This window comes from Nonomuraea sp. NPDC050540 (assembly GCF_044457485.1).
Lineage (GTDB): Bacteria > Actinomycetota > Actinomycetes > Streptosporangiales > Streptosporangiaceae > Nonomuraea.
The window spans coordinates 599,964-616,747 of sequence record NZ_JBITHA010000002.1; the positions used below are offsets into that span (position 1 = coordinate 599,964).

Here is a 16,784-nt window from a genome sequence, read left to right on the forward strand (position 1 = left end):
TCTGTTCTGTGGTCGGGCTAGCGTGATGCGCACCACAGGACGGAGGTCGCCGTGAAGACAACCCTGACCGCCGCATTGGCGGTGGCGTTGCTCGCCGGGTGCGGGAGTGCCACAACCACCGGGGGCACGGGCTCCACGGAAGGCGCGAAGGTCGCCTTCCTCATGCCCGACCTGGCCTCGACCAGGTACGAGCAGGCCGACGCCCCGCTGTTCAAGGCCAAGATGAAGCAGCTCTGCCCGAGCTGCGAGGTGATCTACCAGAACGCCGACTCCGACGCCTCCAAGCAGCAGCAACAGGCCAACTCGGCCATGGCCCAAGGGGTCAAGGCCATCGTGCTGGACCCGGTCGACTCGGCCGCCGCGGCCTCCATCGTGAAGACCGCGCAGTCGCAGCAGATCGCGGTCATCGCCTACGACCGGCCCATCCCGGCCACCCCCGCCGACTACTACATCTCCTTCGACAACGAGAAGATCGGCTCGATGATCGCGCAGTCGCTCGTCGACCACCTCAAGAAGGAGAACGCGAAGGGCGGGCTGCTCCAGGTCAACGGCTCCCCCACGGACGCCGCCGCGGGCCTGATCAAGAAGGGCATCCACAGCGCGGTCGACCCGAGCGGCTTCAAGCTACTGGCCGAGTACGACACCCCCGACTGGCAGCCGGAGAAGGCCCAGCAGTGGGTCGCCGGCCAGATCAGCCAGTTCCGCGACGACATCGCCGGCGTGGTGGCCGCCAACGACGGCACCGGCGGCGGCGCGATCGCCGCGTTCAAGGCGGCCGGAGTGAAGGTGCCGCCGATCACCGGCAACGACGCCGAGCTCGCCGCCGCCCAGCGCATCATCGCCGGCGACCAGTACAACACGATCTCCAAGCCGATCAAGATCGTCGCCGAGGCGTCGGCCGTGGTGGCGTGGGAGTTCATGCAGGGCAAGAAGCCCGCGGGCAAGGCCACGCTCTACAACACGCCGTCGGAGCTGTTCGTCCCGACCGTGGTCACCAAGGAGAACATCAAGGAAGTGCTCTTCGACAGCGGGCTGATGAAGGCGGCCGACGCCTGCAAGGGCGAGTACGCGGCGGGCTGCGCCGAGCTGGGCATCAAGTAACCATGCCCCCGATCCTCTCCCTGCGCGGGATCACCAAGACCTTCGGCGCGGTCGCCGCGCTCACCGACGTCGACCTGGACGTGCGCGCCGGCCAGGTCGTCGCGGTGGTCGGCGACAACGGCGCGGGCAAGTCCACCCTGGTCAAGGTCCTGTCGGGCGTCCACCCGCAGGACGGCGGGACGATCACCTTCGACGGCGGGCAGACCGCGATCCCCACCCCCGCCGCGGCCCAGCGGCTCGGCATCGCCACCGTCTTCCAGGACCTGGCGCTCTGCGAGAACCTCAACGTGATCGAGAACCTCTTCCTCGGCCAGGAGATCCGCCCGTTCCGGCTGGACGACGTGGCCATGGAGACCCGCTCGCACGACCTGCTCAAGCAGTTGTCGGCGAAGATCCCCAACCTGCGCGCCCCGGTCGCCGGGCTCTCCGGCGGCCAGCGCCAGACCGTGGCCATCGCCCGCTCGCTGCTCGGCGAGCCGAAGGTCATCATCCTGGACGAGCCGACCGCCGCGCTGGGCGTGGCCCAGACCGCCGAGGTGCTCAACCTCGTCGAGCGGCTCAGGGAGAACGACCTGGGCGTCATCATGATCAGCCACAACATGGCCGACGTGAAGGCGGTGGCCGACAAGGTCGCGGTGCTGAGGCTCGGGCGCAACAACGGCGTGTTCGACGCCGCCGAGGTGTCGGCCGAGGAGATCGTCGCCGCCATCACCGGAGCGAGCGACAACGTGGTGAGCAGAAGGGCGGCGCGCTCATGACCACAACCCTGCAGAGGCAGCGGCTCAAGGGCACCGTGGAGAGCGTACGCGGCGGCGACCTGGGCGTGATCCCGGTCGTCGTCGGGCTGGTGGTGATCTGGACGGTCTTCCAGATCCTCAACCCGGTCTTCCTGTCCAGCCGCAACCTGGTCGACCTGGCCATGGACTCGGCCCCGGTCGGGATCATGGCGCTGGGCATCGTGTGCGTCCTGCTGGTCGGGCAGATCGACCTGTCCGTCGGCTCGGTCAGCGGCCTGTCCGGCGCGGTGCTGGCGGTGCTCTTCGTCGACCGCGGCCTGCCGGTCGTGGTCGCGGTCCTGGCCGCGATGGCGCTGGGCGCGCTCATCGGCTACCTGTACGCCCAGCTGTTCAACCGCTTCGGCGTCCCGAGCTTCGTCATCACGCTCGCCGGGCTGCTGGCCTTCCTCGGGCTGCAGCTGTGGGTGCTGCGCGGCAAGGGCGCGATCAACCTGCCCTTCGAGTCGGGACTGGTGAACTTCGCCCAGCTCAGCTTCGTGCCGCCGTGGCTGGCCTACGTGCTCGTGGCCGTGGCCGCCGGATGGCTGTTCGTCTCGGGCTTCCTGCACGCCCGCGCCAGGCGCGACGCCGGGCTGCCCGCCCGCGGCCTGACCGGGCTGCTGGTGCGCAGCGGGGCGCTGCTGATCGGCCTCGGCGGCGTGGTCTGGTACCTCAACCAGGCCCGCGGCGTCGGCTGGATGTTCGTCCTGTTCGTGGCGATGGTGCTGGTCATGCACTACCTGCTCGCCCGGACGAAGTGGGGCAAGTCCGTCTACGCCGTCGGCGGCAACGTCGAGGCGGCCCGGCGCGCGGCGATCAACGTGAAGGCCACCTACACCTCGGTGTTCGTGCTGTGCAGCACGTTCGCCGCGATCGGCGGCATCCTCATGGCGTCCAGGCTCGCCGCCGCCAACCAGAGCAGCGGCACCGGTGACGTCAACCTCAACGCGATCGCCGCCGCGGTGATCGGCGGCACCAGCCTGTTCGGCGGGCGCGGCACCGCCTTCGGCGCGCTGCTCGGCATCGTCGTCATCCAGTCCATCTCCAGCGGCCTGACCCTGCTGAACCTCGACTCCTCGATCCGCTTCATGGTCACCGGGGCCGTCCTCCTGCTCGCCGTGATCGTGGACTCGGTGGCGCGCAGGTCGCGTACCTCCCACGGCAGGGCGTGATGGCGGCCATCTGCGTCGACGCCGGGACCACGGTGATCAAGGCGGTCGGCTACACCGCCGACGGGACCGAGTCCGCCGTGGCCCGCCGTTCCGTGGCCGTCTCCCGGCCCGCCCCCGGCCACGCCGAGCAGGACATGGACGCGGTCTGGACGGCGGTCGCCGCCGTGGTCGCCGAGGTGGCGGCCGAGGTCGGCCCGGTGGACTTCCTGGCGCTCACCGCCCAGGGCGACGGACTCTGGCCGGTCGGCCGGGACGGCGCGCCCACGGGCCCGGCCATCCTGTGGAACGACGCCAGGGCCGCCGGGATCGTCCGCGAATGGAACCGCACCGGAGTCTCCGAGCGGGCCTTCCGCGTCAACGGCTCCGCCCCCGCCTCCGGGCTGCCGAGCGCGATCCTCGCCTGGCTCTCCGCCCACGACCCGGACCGCCTGGCCCGCTCCTCGTCGGTCCTCAACTGCGGCGGCTGGCTGTTCGCCAAGCTCACCGGACACCTCGCCACCGACTACTCCGCCTTCACCGACCTGCTCGCCGGCCGCTACTCCGTCGAACTCCTCACGCTGTTCGGCGTCGAGCACGCCGAACGGCTGCTGCCCGAGCTGCGCCTGACCGACCGGGCCGAGCCGCTCACCCGCGCCGCCGCCGAGCGGGTCGGCCTGCCCGAGGGCACTCCGGTCGTCCTCGCGCCGTACGACATCGCCGCCACCGCGCTCGGCGCGGGCGCGGTGGCCGACGGGCAGGCCTGCGCGATCCTGGGCACCACCCTGTGCACCGAGATCGTCGTGGACCGTCCCGCGCTGGACGGCGAGCCGTCCGGCATCACCGTCGCGCTCGGCTCCTCCTACCTGCGGGCGATGCCCACGTTCGCCGGCACCGAGGTGATCCACTGGGCCTGCCGCCTGCTGGGCCTCAGCGGTCCTGCCGAACTGGCCGACCTCGCCGCCCGCGGCACGCCCGGCGCGGACGGGCTGGCGTTCCTGCCCTACCTCTCCCCCGCCGGCGAGCGCTCACCCTTCGTCGACCCGCAGGCCCGGGGCTCCTTCCTCGGGCTGTCGCTGGAACACGGCCGCGAACACGTCGCCAGAGCCGTGCTCGAAGGACTGGCCCTGGTCATCGCCGACTGCTTGGCCGCCGCCGGCGGTTCACCGCACGAGCTGCGGGTCTGCGGGGGCGGGGCTGCCAGCGCGCTGTGGGTGCGGCTGATCGCGGACATGACCGGGCTGCCCGTGCACCGCTCCGCCGACGCGGAGGCGGGCGCGCGGGGCGCCTTCCTGGTGGGGCTGGTCGCCACGGGTGCCGCGCCGTCGACGGCGGAGGCCGCCACCCAGCATGTACGGCCCGGCCGCCCCGTTCACCCATCCGGGTCAATCATGAAATTTCAGGACTTCATGGCCTTGCGGGAGACCGCCTCGGCCACCTGGCCGTTGCTGGCGGAGTTGCGGAGCCGTACATGAGTGTCTGGGTCGGGATCGATCTCGGGACGCAGAGCGTGCGCGCCATGGCGGTCACCGGTGACGGCGAGGTGCTCGGCACGGCCGCGCGCCCGCTCACCAGCCGCCGCGACGGTGACCGGCACGAACAGGACCCCGAGCAGTGGTGGGGACAGCTGGCCGCCGCCTGCGCCGAGGCGCTCGCGGGAGTGGAGCCCGCGGAGGTGGCCGGGGTGGCCGTGGACGCCACCTCTGGAACGATCCTGCTCACCACCGCGGACGGCCGACCGGTCACACCGGCGCTCATGTACGACGACCGGCGCGCGGACGCTGAGCTCGACCGGGTCAACGACGTGGGCGGGCAGGTGTGGGCGCGGCTGGGGTACCAGCGGATGCAGGCCAACTGGGCGCTGCCCAAGCTGCTGTGGCTGCTGCGCTCGGCCGGGCCCGGCGTCCGGCTGGCCCATCAGAGCGACTTCGTCACCCGCCGCCTGGCGGGAGAGCCGGTGGCCACCGACCTGAGCAACGCGCTGAAGACCGGCGTCGACCTCATCGCCGAAGACTGGCCGACGGCGGTCATGGACGCGCTCGGGGTGCCGCCGGACGCGCTGCCCCCGGTGGTGCGGCCCGGGGCGCGGATCGGGAGCGTGTGCGCGCGGGCCGCCCGGGAGACCGGCCTGCCCGAAGGCACCCCGATCCTGGCCGGTACCACCGACGGCTGCGCGGCCCAGCTCGGCGCGGGAGCCATCCGGGTTGGCTCCTGGAACTCGGTGCTCGGCACCACGCTCGTGCTCAAGGGCGTCACCCGCGACCTGATCCACGACCCGCTCGGCGTCGTCTACTCCCACCGGGCCCCGGACGGCTCCTGGCTGCCCGGCGGCGCCTCCAGCACCGGCACCGGCGTCCTGTCCACGGCGCTGCCCGGCCGCGACCTCACCGCCCTGAGCCACGAGGCCGCCACTCGCGACCAAGCGGCCCGCGAACAGGCCGCTCGTGAACGAGCCGCCCGCGGGAGCGCGGACCGGGAGCGCGCGGGCAGCAGGAGCGGGAACCAGGGGCGTGCGGGGCGGTCGGTTCCGCCCGTGATCTACCCGCTGGTCTCGCCCGGCGAGCGCTTCCCCTTCGCCGCCGCGGACGCCCGCTCCTTCACCCTCGGCGCCCCCGCCGACGACGTCGAGACCTACATGGCGATCCTGCGCGGCGCGGCCTACGTCGAACGGCTCTGCTTCGACTACCTCGACCTGCTCGGCGCCCCCGTGGACGGCGAGATCATCCTGACCGGCGGCGCCACCAGGAGCGCCTACGGCAACCAGTTGCGCGCCGACGTGCTCGGCCGCCCGGTGACCCTGCGCGAGAACGCCGAGCCCGCCCTCGGCATGGCCGCCCTGGCCGCCTCCGCCGATCTGGCCAGGACCAGGGAGGTCGTCGAGCCGCGGACCCGCGACGCGGAGCCGTACCTGCGATTCGTGGAGGAGCTGCGCGCCCGGGGCTGGCTCGACGAGCGGGTGGCCCGCCACGCGACGGAGAGGACACGAGCATGACCCTGCTGCTGGCCAGGCACGGCGAGACCATCTGGCACGACGGCAACCGCTATGCGGGGCTCAGCGACGTCGCGCTGACCCCGCGCGGCGAGGAGCAGGCGCGTGAGCTGGCCGCCTGGGCGAAGGGCGCGGACCTGAGCGCCGTGTGGACGTCCACGCTCAGCCGCGCGAGGATCACCGCGGCGGCGAGCGCGACGGCCGCAGGGGTGCCGCTCCACGTGGACGAACGGCTGCGCGAACTCGACTTCGGTCAGGGCGACGGCCTGACCGCGGCCGAGATGCGCGAGCGCTTCCCCGAGGCCCGCGCGGCCTTCGAGGCCGACCCCGCCGCCCACCCGCTGCCCGGCGGGGAGGATCCGGCCGCGGCGGCCGGGCGTTTTCTCGCCTGTCTGCGGGAGATTCCGCCCGGCCGGGTGCTGGTCGTCGCCCACACCACCGCGATCCGGCTGGCGCTGTGCGCGCTGGTCGGCCTGCCGCTGGGCGCCTACAGAAGGGCCTTTCCCAAGCTGGACAACTGCGCGATCACGGAGATCGACCTCAAGGGCGCGATCCTCCGCTACAACGCCCCTACTTCCTGGAGCCGCACGTGACTGTCCGTGTGCTCGCCGCCGGCGACCACTTCGTACTCAACCGCCTGCTCGTGGCGGCCATGCGCCGCGAGGTGCCCTCGGGACTGGCGGTCGGGGAGCTGACGCTGCCCTGGCCGGTGGTGCCGTTCGGCCCCGTGGGCGAGGTGCGGGAGGCCTCCGACGTCGAGGACTCGCTGATCGAGGCGCTGCGCGGGGTCGAGGTCTGCGTCACGCAGATGGCGCCGCTCACCGAACGGGTGCTGGCCGAGGCCAAGGAGCTCAGGCTGTTCTGCGTCACCCGCGGCGGGCCGGTCAACGCCAACCTGGCCGCGGCCACGAAGGCGGGGGTCGCGGTGACGTTCGCGCCCGGCCGCAACGCGGTGGCCACCGCCGAGCACACGGTGGCGCTGCTGCTCGCGGCCACCCGCCGCATCCCGCAGACGCACTCCGACCTGGCCGCGGGCGTCTGGCGCGGCGACTACTACGTCTACGACAACGTCGGCCCCGAGCTGGAGGGCAGCACGGTCGGCCTGGTCGGCTACGGCGCGATCGGCAGCCGCGTGGCCCGCATGCTGCGCGGGTTCGGGGCCGAGGTGCTGGTGCACGACCCGTACGTGGAGCTGGAGGAGTCGGTGGAGCTGCCCGAGCTGCTGGCCCGCTCGCGGTTCCTGTCGCTGCACGCCCGCGCCACCCCGGAGACCGACGCGATGATCGGCGCCGCCGAGCTGGCCGCCCTGCCGCGCGGCTCGGTCGTGGTCAACTCCGCCCGCGGCTCCCTGCTGGACTACGACGCGCTGTGCGACGCGCTGGAGTCCGGCCACCTGTTCGGCGCGGCGCTGGACGTCTTCCCCGAGGAGCCCATCCCGGCCGGCTCGCGCCTGCTCACCACGCCGAACCTGGTGATGACCCCGCACCTGGCCGGCGGCAGCAAGCAGACGGCGGCCAACGCCGCGCGCATCGCCGCCGAGGAGGTCGGCCGCTACACGCGCGGCGAGCCGCTGGCCCACCTGGCCAACCCGGAGCTGCTCAGCCCTTGAGCGCGCCCGCCATCAGCCCGCGCATGAAGAAGCGGCCGAGCAGGACATAGATGATCATCGTCGGGATCGAGGCCAGGATCGCCGCCGCCATCTGCTGGCTGTACGGCGTGGCCTGCGCCCCGGCGATGTTGTTGAGCATGACGGTCGTCGGCCAGCTCCTGGGCCCCGTGATGAACACGGCGAACAGGAAGTCGTTCCACAGCGAGGTGAACTGCCAGATGATCACCACGGCGATGGCCGGGCCCGAGACGGGCAGCACGACCGACCAGTAGGTGCGCAGCATGCCCGCGCCGTCCACCCGGGAGGCCTCGATGAGCTCGTCCGGGATGGTGACGTAGTAGTTGCGGAAGATCAGCGTGCAGATCGGGATGCCGTAGACCACGTGGGCCAGGATCAGCCCCGGCAGGCCGCCGTAGAAGACGCCCTGGACGCCGAAGAGGTCGTTGAGGCCCACCAGCAGCTCGACCAGCGGGATCATCACGCCCTGGTAGGGGATGAACATGCCGAACAGGAACAGCGTGAACAACAGGTCCGCGCCGGGGAAGCGCCACTTGGACAGCACGTAGCCGTTCATGGAGCCCAGCGCGCACGACAGCAGCGAGCCGGGCACCGCGAGGAGCACGCTGTTCCAGATGCCGGGGGCCAGCTTCTCCCACGCCACCCGCCAGGGCTCCAGCGTCCAGGTCTGGGGCAGGGCCCACGCCTGTGACGGGTCCGCCTCGGTGAGCGGCTTGAAGCTGGTCGCCAGCAGGACGTAGATCGGGATGAGGAAGACGACCACGAAGGCGAGCAGAAGGGTCAGGCGCACGGCCTTCATGAACGCCTGTCCTTCCGTACGGTCCAGATGAGGTAGGGGATCACGAAGATCGCGACGCTGAGCACGATGTACGTGGCGATGGTGGCGCCCTTGGCCGGGTCCTGGGAGTCGAAGACCGCCACCCACATGAAGACCGCGGGCACGTCGGTGATGATCTGCTTGCCGGACACCGCCACGATCAGGTCGAAGACCTTGAGCGAGATGTGCCCGAGGATGATCAGCGCCGACAGCGTGACCGGCCGCAGCAGCGGCAGCACGATGTGCCGGTAGACGCCCCACTCGGTGCAGCCGTCCACCCGGGCGGCCTCGCGCAGTTCCTCGGGCACGCCGCGGAAGCCCGCCAGGAAGAGTGCCATGACATATCCGGACATCTGCCAGATGGCGGGGATGGCCATCGCGGCCATCCCCCAGTCCGGATCACGGAACCACGCCCACTGCGGCAACCCGATCGTGTCGAACAACCGGTTCAGGCCGACCGCCCGCTCCCCGGTGCCCGAGTTCATGAGCCACCGCCACACGATGCCGGTCGCCACGAACGAGATCGCCATCGGGAACAGGTAGATCGCCCGGAACGTGCCCTCGCCCCTGATGCCCTTCTCCATGAGGAAGGCCAGGAACCAGCCGAGCAGCAGCGCGCCCAGCACGAACACGACCGTGAACAGGATCGCGTGGTTGACCGAGAGGTGCCACCTCTCCAGGTCCCAGATGTCGATGAAGTTCTTCAGCCCGACGAAGTTCCCCTCGGCCACCTCGCTGTGCTTGTCCGTCATGGCCAGCTGGACGTTCCAGCCGAGCATGCCGTACACGAAGACGCCGATCGCCACGATGGACGGCGCCACGAGGAGGAGCCCAGGCAGCCAGGTGCGTGCCCGTCTCACAACCAGTCCTTTCCAAAGGGGGTACGGCCCGGCCGTACCCCCTCTGATGTCACTGCGCGTTGGCCGTGGCCGCGTCGGCCAGACCCTTCTGCAGCGCTGCCACGTCCTGCTTGCCCAGGTAGAGACCGACCTGCTCGTTGATCGCCGTGAGCCACGGCTGGCTGACCGCCACGCCGTGCTGGACGGAGCCGGCCAGCTTGTTGCCCGACCAGTCCTTCAGCGCGTCACCGAGGTAGTCGGTGTAGAGGGCGGCGTCGGCGTCCTTGCGTGCCGGGATGGAGCCCTTCTTCGGATTGAAGGCGTCCTGGCCCTCCTTGCTGGCCGCCACCTTCAGCCACGCGAGCGCGCCCTCACGGTTCTTGGCGCCCTTGGGCAGGGTGAAGCTGTCCGACAACCACAGGTAGGTGCCCTCGGTGCCGGGCGCGGGCGCCCAGTCGAAGTCGGTCTTCGACGTCTTGCCGAGGCCGCCGTCCGGCGGGTTGTGGAAGTAGCCGTAGGCCCAGTCGCCCATGATGTTGAAGGCCGCCTGGCCGTCGGCCACCTGCTTGGCGGCGGGCTGCCAGTCGTCCTGCGGGTCACCGGCGAACGACATGATCGTCTTGAAGTTCTCCAGCGCCTTGGTCACCTCGGGGGCGGCCCAGTTGGCGCCCGGCTTGAAGAGCGCGTTGTAGCCGTCGGTGCCCAGCGAGCCGAGCATGACGTTCTCCAGCAGGTGGGTGACCGTCCACTCCGAACCGATCGAGAGCGGGATCTTGCCCTTGGCCTTGACCTTGCCCAGCGCGGCGATGAAGTCCTCGATCGTCTTCGGCGCGCCCGCGACCCCGGCCTCCTTCAGGACCGCCGGGTTGAACCACAGCACGTTGGAGCGGTGGATGTTCACCGGCACCGAGTAGATCTTGCCGTCCACGCTGATCTGCTCGACCAGCTGGGCCGGGTAGACGTCCTTGAGCTTCAGCTCGTCATACAGCGAGGTGAGGTCCTCCAACTGCCCGGCCTTGATGTAGCCCTGCAACTCGGCGCCCGCGTGACCCTGGAAGGAGTCCGGCGGCTCGCCGCCCTGCAGCTTGGTCTGGAGCAGCGCCTTCGCCTTGTCCCCCGAACCGCCCGCGACCGCGGCGTCCAGGAACTTCAGGTTCGGGTTCTGGGTTTCAAATATCTTCCGCATCGCGGCCAGACCGTCGGCCTCACCGGGCCCGGTCCACCAGGAGAAGACCTCGACGTCGCTCGACGCAGCCTTCGTAGCGCCATCGGTGGCCTGGCCTGCGGGTGTGTTCCCACCGCCACAGGCGGTCACTCCGAGCAGGCCAGCCATCGTGATCGCGACGGCTGCCAACCACCGTCGTCGCATCGCACACCGTCCCTTCGAGACCCCCGAACGAACTCAGGTTGACAACGTTGTCAGTAGGGCCATCAACCCACTTCGCCCGCGGCGACGTCAAGGCATGCGCGATAACAGCTCAGAGACGTTCGAACCCGCCGCCCGGTCCGGTCACGACCGTGACGCCGAAGTCGTGCTTGGTGCCGGGCAGATCCGCGGCGTCCGACATGGCCGCCACCACCAGCGCGCCGCTCAGCACCGCCAGCCCGACCAGCGCGATCAGATCGCAGCCGTCATCGGGCTTCCAGGTGGCCAGAACCACGTCGGACTCGGTCAGCTTCACCCGCTCGTCCAGCTCCGCCATCCGCGCCAGCAGCTCCGCCTGGCCCATCCGGCGTCCGCCGGACAGCACCAGCGCGTCCTGCAGCCGGGCGTCGATCGTCGGTAAGGGCGCCGGCTCCAGATTCAGCAGGTCCTCGAAGTCGATCGTGTCGACCACGGAGCCGAAGGCGATCACCTGCCGGACCCGCGATTCCTCCACCGCCCGCAGCGACAGCGGCGCCAGGTCCGGCGTGGTGATCAGCGTCCGCGCGTCGCACTCGGAAAGCCGCTCGGCCAGTTCCGCCCCCGACAGGCGCGGGTCGAGCGGCGCGGCGACGCCGCCGGCCGCGAGCACCGTGTGCACGGCCAGCGTCTGCGCGCAGGCCGTGCTCACATGGACGCCCACGACCTGCTCACGCCTGGCGCCCCGGCGTACCATCCCGGACGCCGCCCTGGTCACCTCGGTGACCAGCCTGCGGTAGCTGTACACGAGGCCGCCGTGGAGATCCACGAGCGCCGGCCGGTCCCCTCGTTCGTAGGCCCGGCCGAACACCTCGTTGGTCACGGTGCCCGCAGACGAGACGATCGGCTTCATGCTTAGGACGGTACGGCGGGCATGCGTACCGCAGCATCCACCGATGTATGTATACCGATGTGCATTCACCGGGTTCCTCGACAGTTCGTCAACCGAATCCGTTGCGGGGCGGGCTCGAGCCCTGCGCGGCTCGAGCCCGCTGTCGCGTGCCCCAGACCAAAACCCCCACCCCTCCGAGGAGGCCCTGATCCGTGATGGGCACGCGACGCTCCCGGCGGACCGGCCGGGCGCGCCTCCGGTGTGGGCACCCCGGAGCACCGGGGTTCGGAGGTTGGCGCCAGTCGGCCGATCACATGGCAAACGCTAGGCCGACCGCGAGCGCGGCACATGCACTGAGATGGCCATTCGAGGGTGTATCCGCCGGTGCCGAAAGATGTGTAGAGAGGTTGCGCTCAGCGCTGCTCGATGACCCAGGCGGCGATCTGTGTACGGGTGCAGAACCCCAGCTTGGCCAGGATGTTCGCCACGTGCCGCGCCGCCGTCGCCGGGCTGATGACCAGCTCGTCGGCGATCCCCTTGTTGCTCAGCCCCCGTGAGACCAGCTCGGCCACTTCCAGCTCCCTGGCCGTCAGCTTGCTGTCCTGGCCCATCGGCACCACCGGCACGTCGGAACGCTCGGGCAGGGTGCCGTCGAGCGCGCACCGCACCGCGTCGTCCGCGCTCATCGCCGCGCCCTCCGCCCACAGCTGCGCCACCATCGCCTCCCCCAGGCTGCGGCGCGCGGGCGCGAGGATCTCCTCCTCCCGCGCCTCGGGACGGCGCTCGCGCAGCGCCACCGACGCCGACATCAACAGCACCGCGCGCCGTTCGTCACCCTCGGCCACGAGCAGCCCTGCCCACGCCTCCAGCCTGCGGGCGATGCCCGTACGCAGGCCGGCGTCCCGGCTGAGCTCCAGCGCCTCGGTCAGCCGCGCCCGCGCCTCGCGCAGGTCGCCCTGCTCAAGCGCCACCCTGCCGAGCCCGGCCAGGCAGCTGATGGTCTGCTGGCGGGCGTCGACGTGGCGTACCAGGCGCAGGCCGCTCTCGTAGTGGCGCTTGGCGGTCGCGCTGTCGCCCACCCGGCGCGCCACCTGGGCCAGCCCGATGTGGCCGTTGGACAGGCCCCAGTGGTTGTCGAGCCGCTCGCACAGCGCCAGCACCTCCTCGAAGGCGCGCCGCGCCTCGTGCAGCCGGCCGTCGTGCAGGGCCAGACCCGCCCTGGCGCCCTGGGCGATCGAGGCCAGGATCGCGTCGCCGCTCTTGGCCGCCACTTCCAGCGCCTGCCGCAGCGGCTCCTGCTCGCCGGAGGTCTGCGCGCGCAGGATCATGCCGACGGCCTCGCCGTAGCTGTCGCCGGCGGACCTGCACATCCCGAGGCCGGTACGCGCGCACCGCGCGGCAGTGGCGAGGTCGCCGCTCTGTACGGCCAGCTCCCCGCGCAGCACGGTCGCCTGCCCGAGGAGCCCGAGGTCGCCGGTCTCGGTCGCCAGGAGGCGGTCCAGAGGCCCGGCCAGGCCGAGATTGCGGCCGCTCGCCACCAGCATGTAGCGCATGTCGGTGAGCATCCTGAGCGCGACCTCCTGGCGGCCGATCGCGATCGACCAGTCCAGCGCCGCGCCGATCTCGGTCTTGAGGCCGTCGAAGAGGTTGCCGAAGCGCTCCATCACCGCCCAGGACGTCCGCGCCCCCGGCGCCACCGCCTGCTTGAACTCCACCGCCAGCCGGGCCATCGCCGCCAGGTGCGCCCGGCGCAGGTCCATCTCCTCGTCGGTCTGGGACAACTGCTCGACCGCGTACTCCCTGACGGTCTCCAGCAGCCGGTACCGGGCCTCGCCGGCGATCTCGCCGTCCACCACGACCAGCGACTTGTCCACCAGGTCGCACAGCCGGGCGAGCACGTCCTCCTCCGGCAGCCCCTCGCCCTGGCAGACCCACTCGGCCACGTCGAGGGTCCAGCAGGAACGGAAGACCGCCAGGCGGCGCAGCAGCAGGCGCTCCTGCTCCGACAGCAGCCGGTAGCTCCAGTCGACCGCCGCCCGCAGCGTGCGCTGGCGCGCCGGGGCCGTGCGGGCGCCGGCCGACAGCAGGCGGAAGCGGTCGTCGAGCCGCTCGACCAGCTGCCGCAGCGACAGCGCCCTGACCATGGCCGCGGCCAGCTCGATCGCCAGCGGCAGCCCGTCCAGCGCGCGGCACAGCCGTACCACCTGCGGCAGCACCTCGTCGCTCAGCTCGAAGCCGGGACGGACCGCGGCCGCCCTGGCGTGGAAGAGCCGCACCGCCTCCGAGCGCCGCGGATCGCCGGTCAGCGACAGCGGCGGCACCCGCCAGACCGTCTCGCCGGGCACCCGCAGCGGCTCCCTGCTGGTGGCCAGCACGGTCACCCCCGGGCAGGCGCCGACCAGGTCGCGCGAGAGCTCGGCGCACTCGCCCACCAGTTGCTCGCAGTTGTCGAGCACCACCAGCACGCGGCGCTCGCCGATCCGCTCGGGCAGCGGCGTGCCCGAGTCGGCGGCCAGCCCCAGAGCGGCCGCCACGTGGTCGGCCACGCTCGCGTCGGCGCCCAGGTCGGACAGGTCGACCAGCCGGGCGCCGCCGGAGAAGCGCGGCGCGAGCCGGGCCGCCAGCCGGATCGCCAGACGCGTCTTGCCGATGCCCCCCGCTCCGCACAGCGTCACGACGCGCGCCACGTCGAGGAGCTGGGCCAGCTCGTCGACATCCGACTCGCGGCCGACGAACAGGTTGGGCTCGGCGGGGAGGTTCCACGCGGTAATCATCACTCTGAGTGTGACACCGACTACTCGTTCATACCATGCTCGATCGCCCAGGTGGCCACCTGGGTCCTGGAGGTGAAGCCGAGCTTCGCCAGGATGTTGCTGACGTGCCTGGCCACCGTGGCAGGGCTGATCACCAGTTCCTCGGCCAGTTTCCTGTTGGACAGGCCCCGGGCGATGAGGCCGGCGATCTCGCGTTCGCGCTCGGTCAGGGTGCCGTCGGGCGCCACCGGGACCGGGATGCCCAGGCGGGGGCGTACGGGGGGCTCGCCGCGCACGGCGTACTCGATGGCCTGGTGCCAGGGCAGCGTGCGGCCCTCCGCCCACAGCTGAGCCACCATCGTCTCCCCCAGCGCGCGCCTTGCGGGCGCGAGGAGCTCCTGGATCCGCGCGCCGCTCATGCTGAGCAGCAGCGCGCCGCCCATCCGCTCGCGCAGCGCCGAGGCCGCCGCCATCAGACGTACGGCCCGCACGTGCTCGCCCTCGCGCAGCGCCAGGTCGGCGAAGCCGTCGACCAGCTCGACCGCGACCGCCCGCTGGCCCAGGCCCGAGCTGAGCGCCAGGCTCTCGGCCAGCCGGCGCCGCGCGGTGTCGAAGTCGCCCAGCTCCGTGGCGATCCGGCCGAGCCCGGTCAGGCAGCGGATGCGCTCGCCCCGGTGGTCGATCGGGTCGAGCAGCTCCTGCGCGTACTGGTAGTGGTGGGCAGCCGCCTCCAGGTCGCCGCGGGAGTGGGCGATCTGGGCCAGGCCGATCACCGCCAGCGCCATCCCCCAGTCGTTGGCGTCGCGGTGGCTGTCGATCATCTGCTCGTACAGCCTGGCCGACTCCCTCAGTTGCCCGGCGACCTGCGCGTGCAGCGCCCTGATGTAGGTCACGAGCGAGCGCACGTACTCGTCGCCGGCCTTGCCCGCCAGCTCGGCGGCCCGTTCGAGGGTGATCTCCTCGTCGCCCGCGCCCACCGCGCACAGCATGATGATCGCGAGCGACTCGCTGATCAGATGTCCGCTCGCCCGGCCCAGGCGCACAGCCTCGCGGCCGTGGCGCACCACGCCGACCGCGTCGCCGCCGAAGAAGCAGACCACCGACCTGATCGCCAGCGCGTGCGCCACCTGGCCGGGCATGACCGTGGCGGAGTCCTGCAGCAGCTCGTCGATGTGCCTGGCCGCCTCGTCGAACCGGCCGCCCGCGATGATCACCCACTGCAGGTCCGTGCACATGCGCAGGCCCCGCTCCACCTGGCCGGTACGGCGGGCGTACCCCAGTCCCGCGTACAGGTTGGGCTGCATGGCGTCGATGATCAGCGCCCGGCGGGTGATCTCCGGCCAGTGGCGCCGGTCGCAGGTCGCGATCAGGTCGCCCAGCCGTTTCGAGACCAGGAACACGCACTCCAGGTGCCGCTGCCTCAGCTCCTCCTCGTCGCCCGACTCCTGCAGCCGCTGCCTGCCGTAGTCGCGTACCGTGTCGAGCATGCGGTAGCGGATCTCGCCGCCCGCCTCCCCGTCGGCCAGCACCAGCGACTTGTCGACCAGCTCGGCCATCGTCGCCAGCACCTCGTCGGCGGCCAGTCCCGGGCACGGGCAGGTCAGCTCGGCCAGCTCCAGCGTCCAGCCGCCGCGGAAGGCGGTCAGGCGCTGCAGGAGCAGCTGGGCCGGAGCGCTCAGCATCCGGTAGCTCCACTCGACCGTGGCGAGCAGCGTGCGCTGACGGGCGGGCGCCGAGCGCGAACCGCTGGTCAGCAGCTTGAACCGGTCGGACAGCCGCGACCTGATCTGCTCCACCGACAGCACCCTGGTCATCGCCGCCGCCAGCTCGATCGCCAGCGGGATGCCCTCCAGCTCCGCGCAGAGCGCGCTGACCGCGGCGTCGTCCTGGGCCGTCCAGGTCAGCCCGCCGCCGGCCACCGACCGGTCGACGAACAGCCGCACCGCGTCGCTGCCGCCGCCGGCCACCGGCAGCAGCGACAGCGGCGGCACCCGCCAGACGGTCTCGCCCAGCACCCGCAGGGGCTCGCGGCTCGTGGCCATCACCCGCAGGTCGGGGCAGGCGCCGAGCAGGTAGGTGCACAGCTCGGCGCAGTCCTCGATGAGGTGCTCGCAGTTGTCGAGCACGAGCAGCTGCTTGCCGCCGCCGACCGCCGTGGCCACCGCCTGCGCGGGGTCGCCGTCGGGCGACACCTGCACGCCCAGCACCGCGGCCACGCGCTGCGCCAGCAGGTCACCGCAGTCGAGGTCGGCCAGCTCCACCAGCCAGACGCCGTCGCTGAACACCTCGACCGCCTCGTGCGCCACACTCAGGCACAACCGCGTCTTGCCGATGCCGCCGGTGCCGCACAAGGTCACGACACGCACCGCCATCAGCAGGCGCAACAGCTCATCCAGGTCGGACTCCCTGCCGATGAACGCGTTGGGAACCGTCGGAAGGTTCGTGGGCACCGTCGTTACTCCTCGCGGGGGGCGGGCAACAGCACTACCGACAGTGTTAC

At 71.7% G+C, this 16,784-nt stretch carries 13 protein-coding genes; 7 read left to right on the forward strand and 6 right to left on the reverse strand.

What is annotated here, in order from left to right; translation table 11 throughout:
* The first annotated feature begins 51 nt into the window (after positions 1-51).
* The 7 genes from ACIBI5_RS09145 to ACIBI5_RS09175 are packed head-to-tail and all read left to right on the forward strand — an operon-like array spanning position 52 to position 7,623.
* Entirely contained in the window at positions 52-1,101 is a 1,050-nt protein-coding gene (locus ACIBI5_RS09145) for a sugar ABC transporter substrate-binding protein (RefSeq protein WP_397244839.1), read from the forward strand.
* 2 nt (positions 1,102-1,103) lie between these two features.
* Entirely contained in the window at positions 1,104-1,859 is a 756-nt protein-coding gene (locus tag ACIBI5_RS09150; protein ID WP_397244841.1) for an ATP-binding cassette domain-containing protein, read from the forward strand.
* The gene (locus ACIBI5_RS09155) at positions 1,856-3,049 is read left to right on the forward strand and encodes a sugar ABC transporter permease (RefSeq protein WP_397244843.1); all 1,194 of its coding nucleotides are present in this window, start codon (positions 1,856-1,858) and stop codon (positions 3,047-3,049) included. Before ACIBI5_RS09150 ends, ACIBI5_RS09155 begins: the two co-directional genes overlap by 4 nt.
* A complete protein-coding gene (locus ACIBI5_RS09160; RefSeq protein WP_397244845.1) occupies positions 3,049-4,500 on the forward strand; it encodes an FGGY family carbohydrate kinase in 1,452 nt (483 codons plus the stop codon). The genes ACIBI5_RS09155 and ACIBI5_RS09160 overlap by 1 nt, the downstream gene beginning before the upstream one ends.
* Entirely contained in the window at positions 4,497-6,017 is a 1,521-nt protein-coding gene (locus ACIBI5_RS09165) for an FGGY-family carbohydrate kinase (RefSeq protein WP_397244847.1), read from the forward strand. The genes ACIBI5_RS09160 and ACIBI5_RS09165 overlap by 4 nt, the downstream gene beginning before the upstream one ends.
* Entirely contained in the window at positions 6,014-6,607 is a 594-nt protein-coding gene (locus tag ACIBI5_RS09170; protein ID WP_397244849.1) for a histidine phosphatase family protein, read from the forward strand. The genes ACIBI5_RS09165 and ACIBI5_RS09170 overlap by 4 nt, the downstream gene beginning before the upstream one ends.
* A complete protein-coding gene (locus ACIBI5_RS09175; protein WP_397244851.1) occupies positions 6,604-7,623 on the forward strand; it encodes a 2-hydroxyacid dehydrogenase in 1,020 nt (339 codons plus the stop codon). Before ACIBI5_RS09170 ends, ACIBI5_RS09175 begins: the two co-directional genes overlap by 4 nt.
* On the opposite strand, the gene ACIBI5_RS09180 is transcribed toward ACIBI5_RS09175, so the two are convergent.
* The 6 genes from ACIBI5_RS09180 to ACIBI5_RS09205 form a co-directional block, all read right to left on the reverse strand.
* Positions 7,613-8,440 carry a carbohydrate ABC transporter permease gene (locus tag ACIBI5_RS09180; RefSeq protein ID WP_184960344.1) on the reverse strand — a complete coding sequence of 276 codons (828 nt, stop codon included), beginning with the start codon at positions 8,438-8,440 and terminating at the stop codon, positions 7,613-7,615. The two genes, ACIBI5_RS09175 and ACIBI5_RS09180, sit on opposite strands and share 11 nt — an antisense overlap.
* Positions 8,437-9,318, reverse strand: a complete 882-nt coding sequence (locus ACIBI5_RS09185; RefSeq protein WP_379612433.1) for a carbohydrate ABC transporter permease — start codon at positions 9,316-9,318, stop codon at positions 8,437-8,439. Before ACIBI5_RS09185 ends, ACIBI5_RS09180 begins: the two co-directional genes overlap by 4 nt.
* A 49-nt stretch (positions 9,319-9,367) precedes the next feature.
* Entirely contained in the window at positions 9,368-10,483 is a 1,116-nt protein-coding gene (locus tag ACIBI5_RS09190) for an ABC transporter substrate-binding protein (RefSeq protein WP_397244854.1), read from the reverse strand.
* Positions 10,484-10,775: 292 nt separating this feature from the next.
* Positions 10,776-11,552 (reverse strand): AMP-binding protein, encoded by a 777-nt coding sequence (locus tag ACIBI5_RS09195; RefSeq protein ID WP_397244856.1) that lies wholly within the window; start codon positions 11,550-11,552, stop codon positions 10,776-10,778.
* A 392-nt stretch (positions 11,553-11,944) separates the two neighbouring features.
* Positions 11,945-14,305, reverse strand: a complete 2,361-nt coding sequence (locus tag ACIBI5_RS09200; protein WP_397244858.1) for a tetratricopeptide repeat protein — start codon at positions 14,303-14,305, stop codon at positions 11,945-11,947.
* A gap of 20 nt (positions 14,306-14,325) precedes the next feature.
* Positions 14,326-16,734 carry a LuxR C-terminal-related transcriptional regulator gene (locus ACIBI5_RS09205; RefSeq protein WP_397244860.1) on the reverse strand — a complete coding sequence of 803 codons (2,409 nt, stop codon included), beginning with the start codon at positions 16,732-16,734 and terminating at the stop codon, positions 14,326-14,328.
* Between the last annotated feature and the right edge of the window lie 50 nt (positions 16,735-16,784).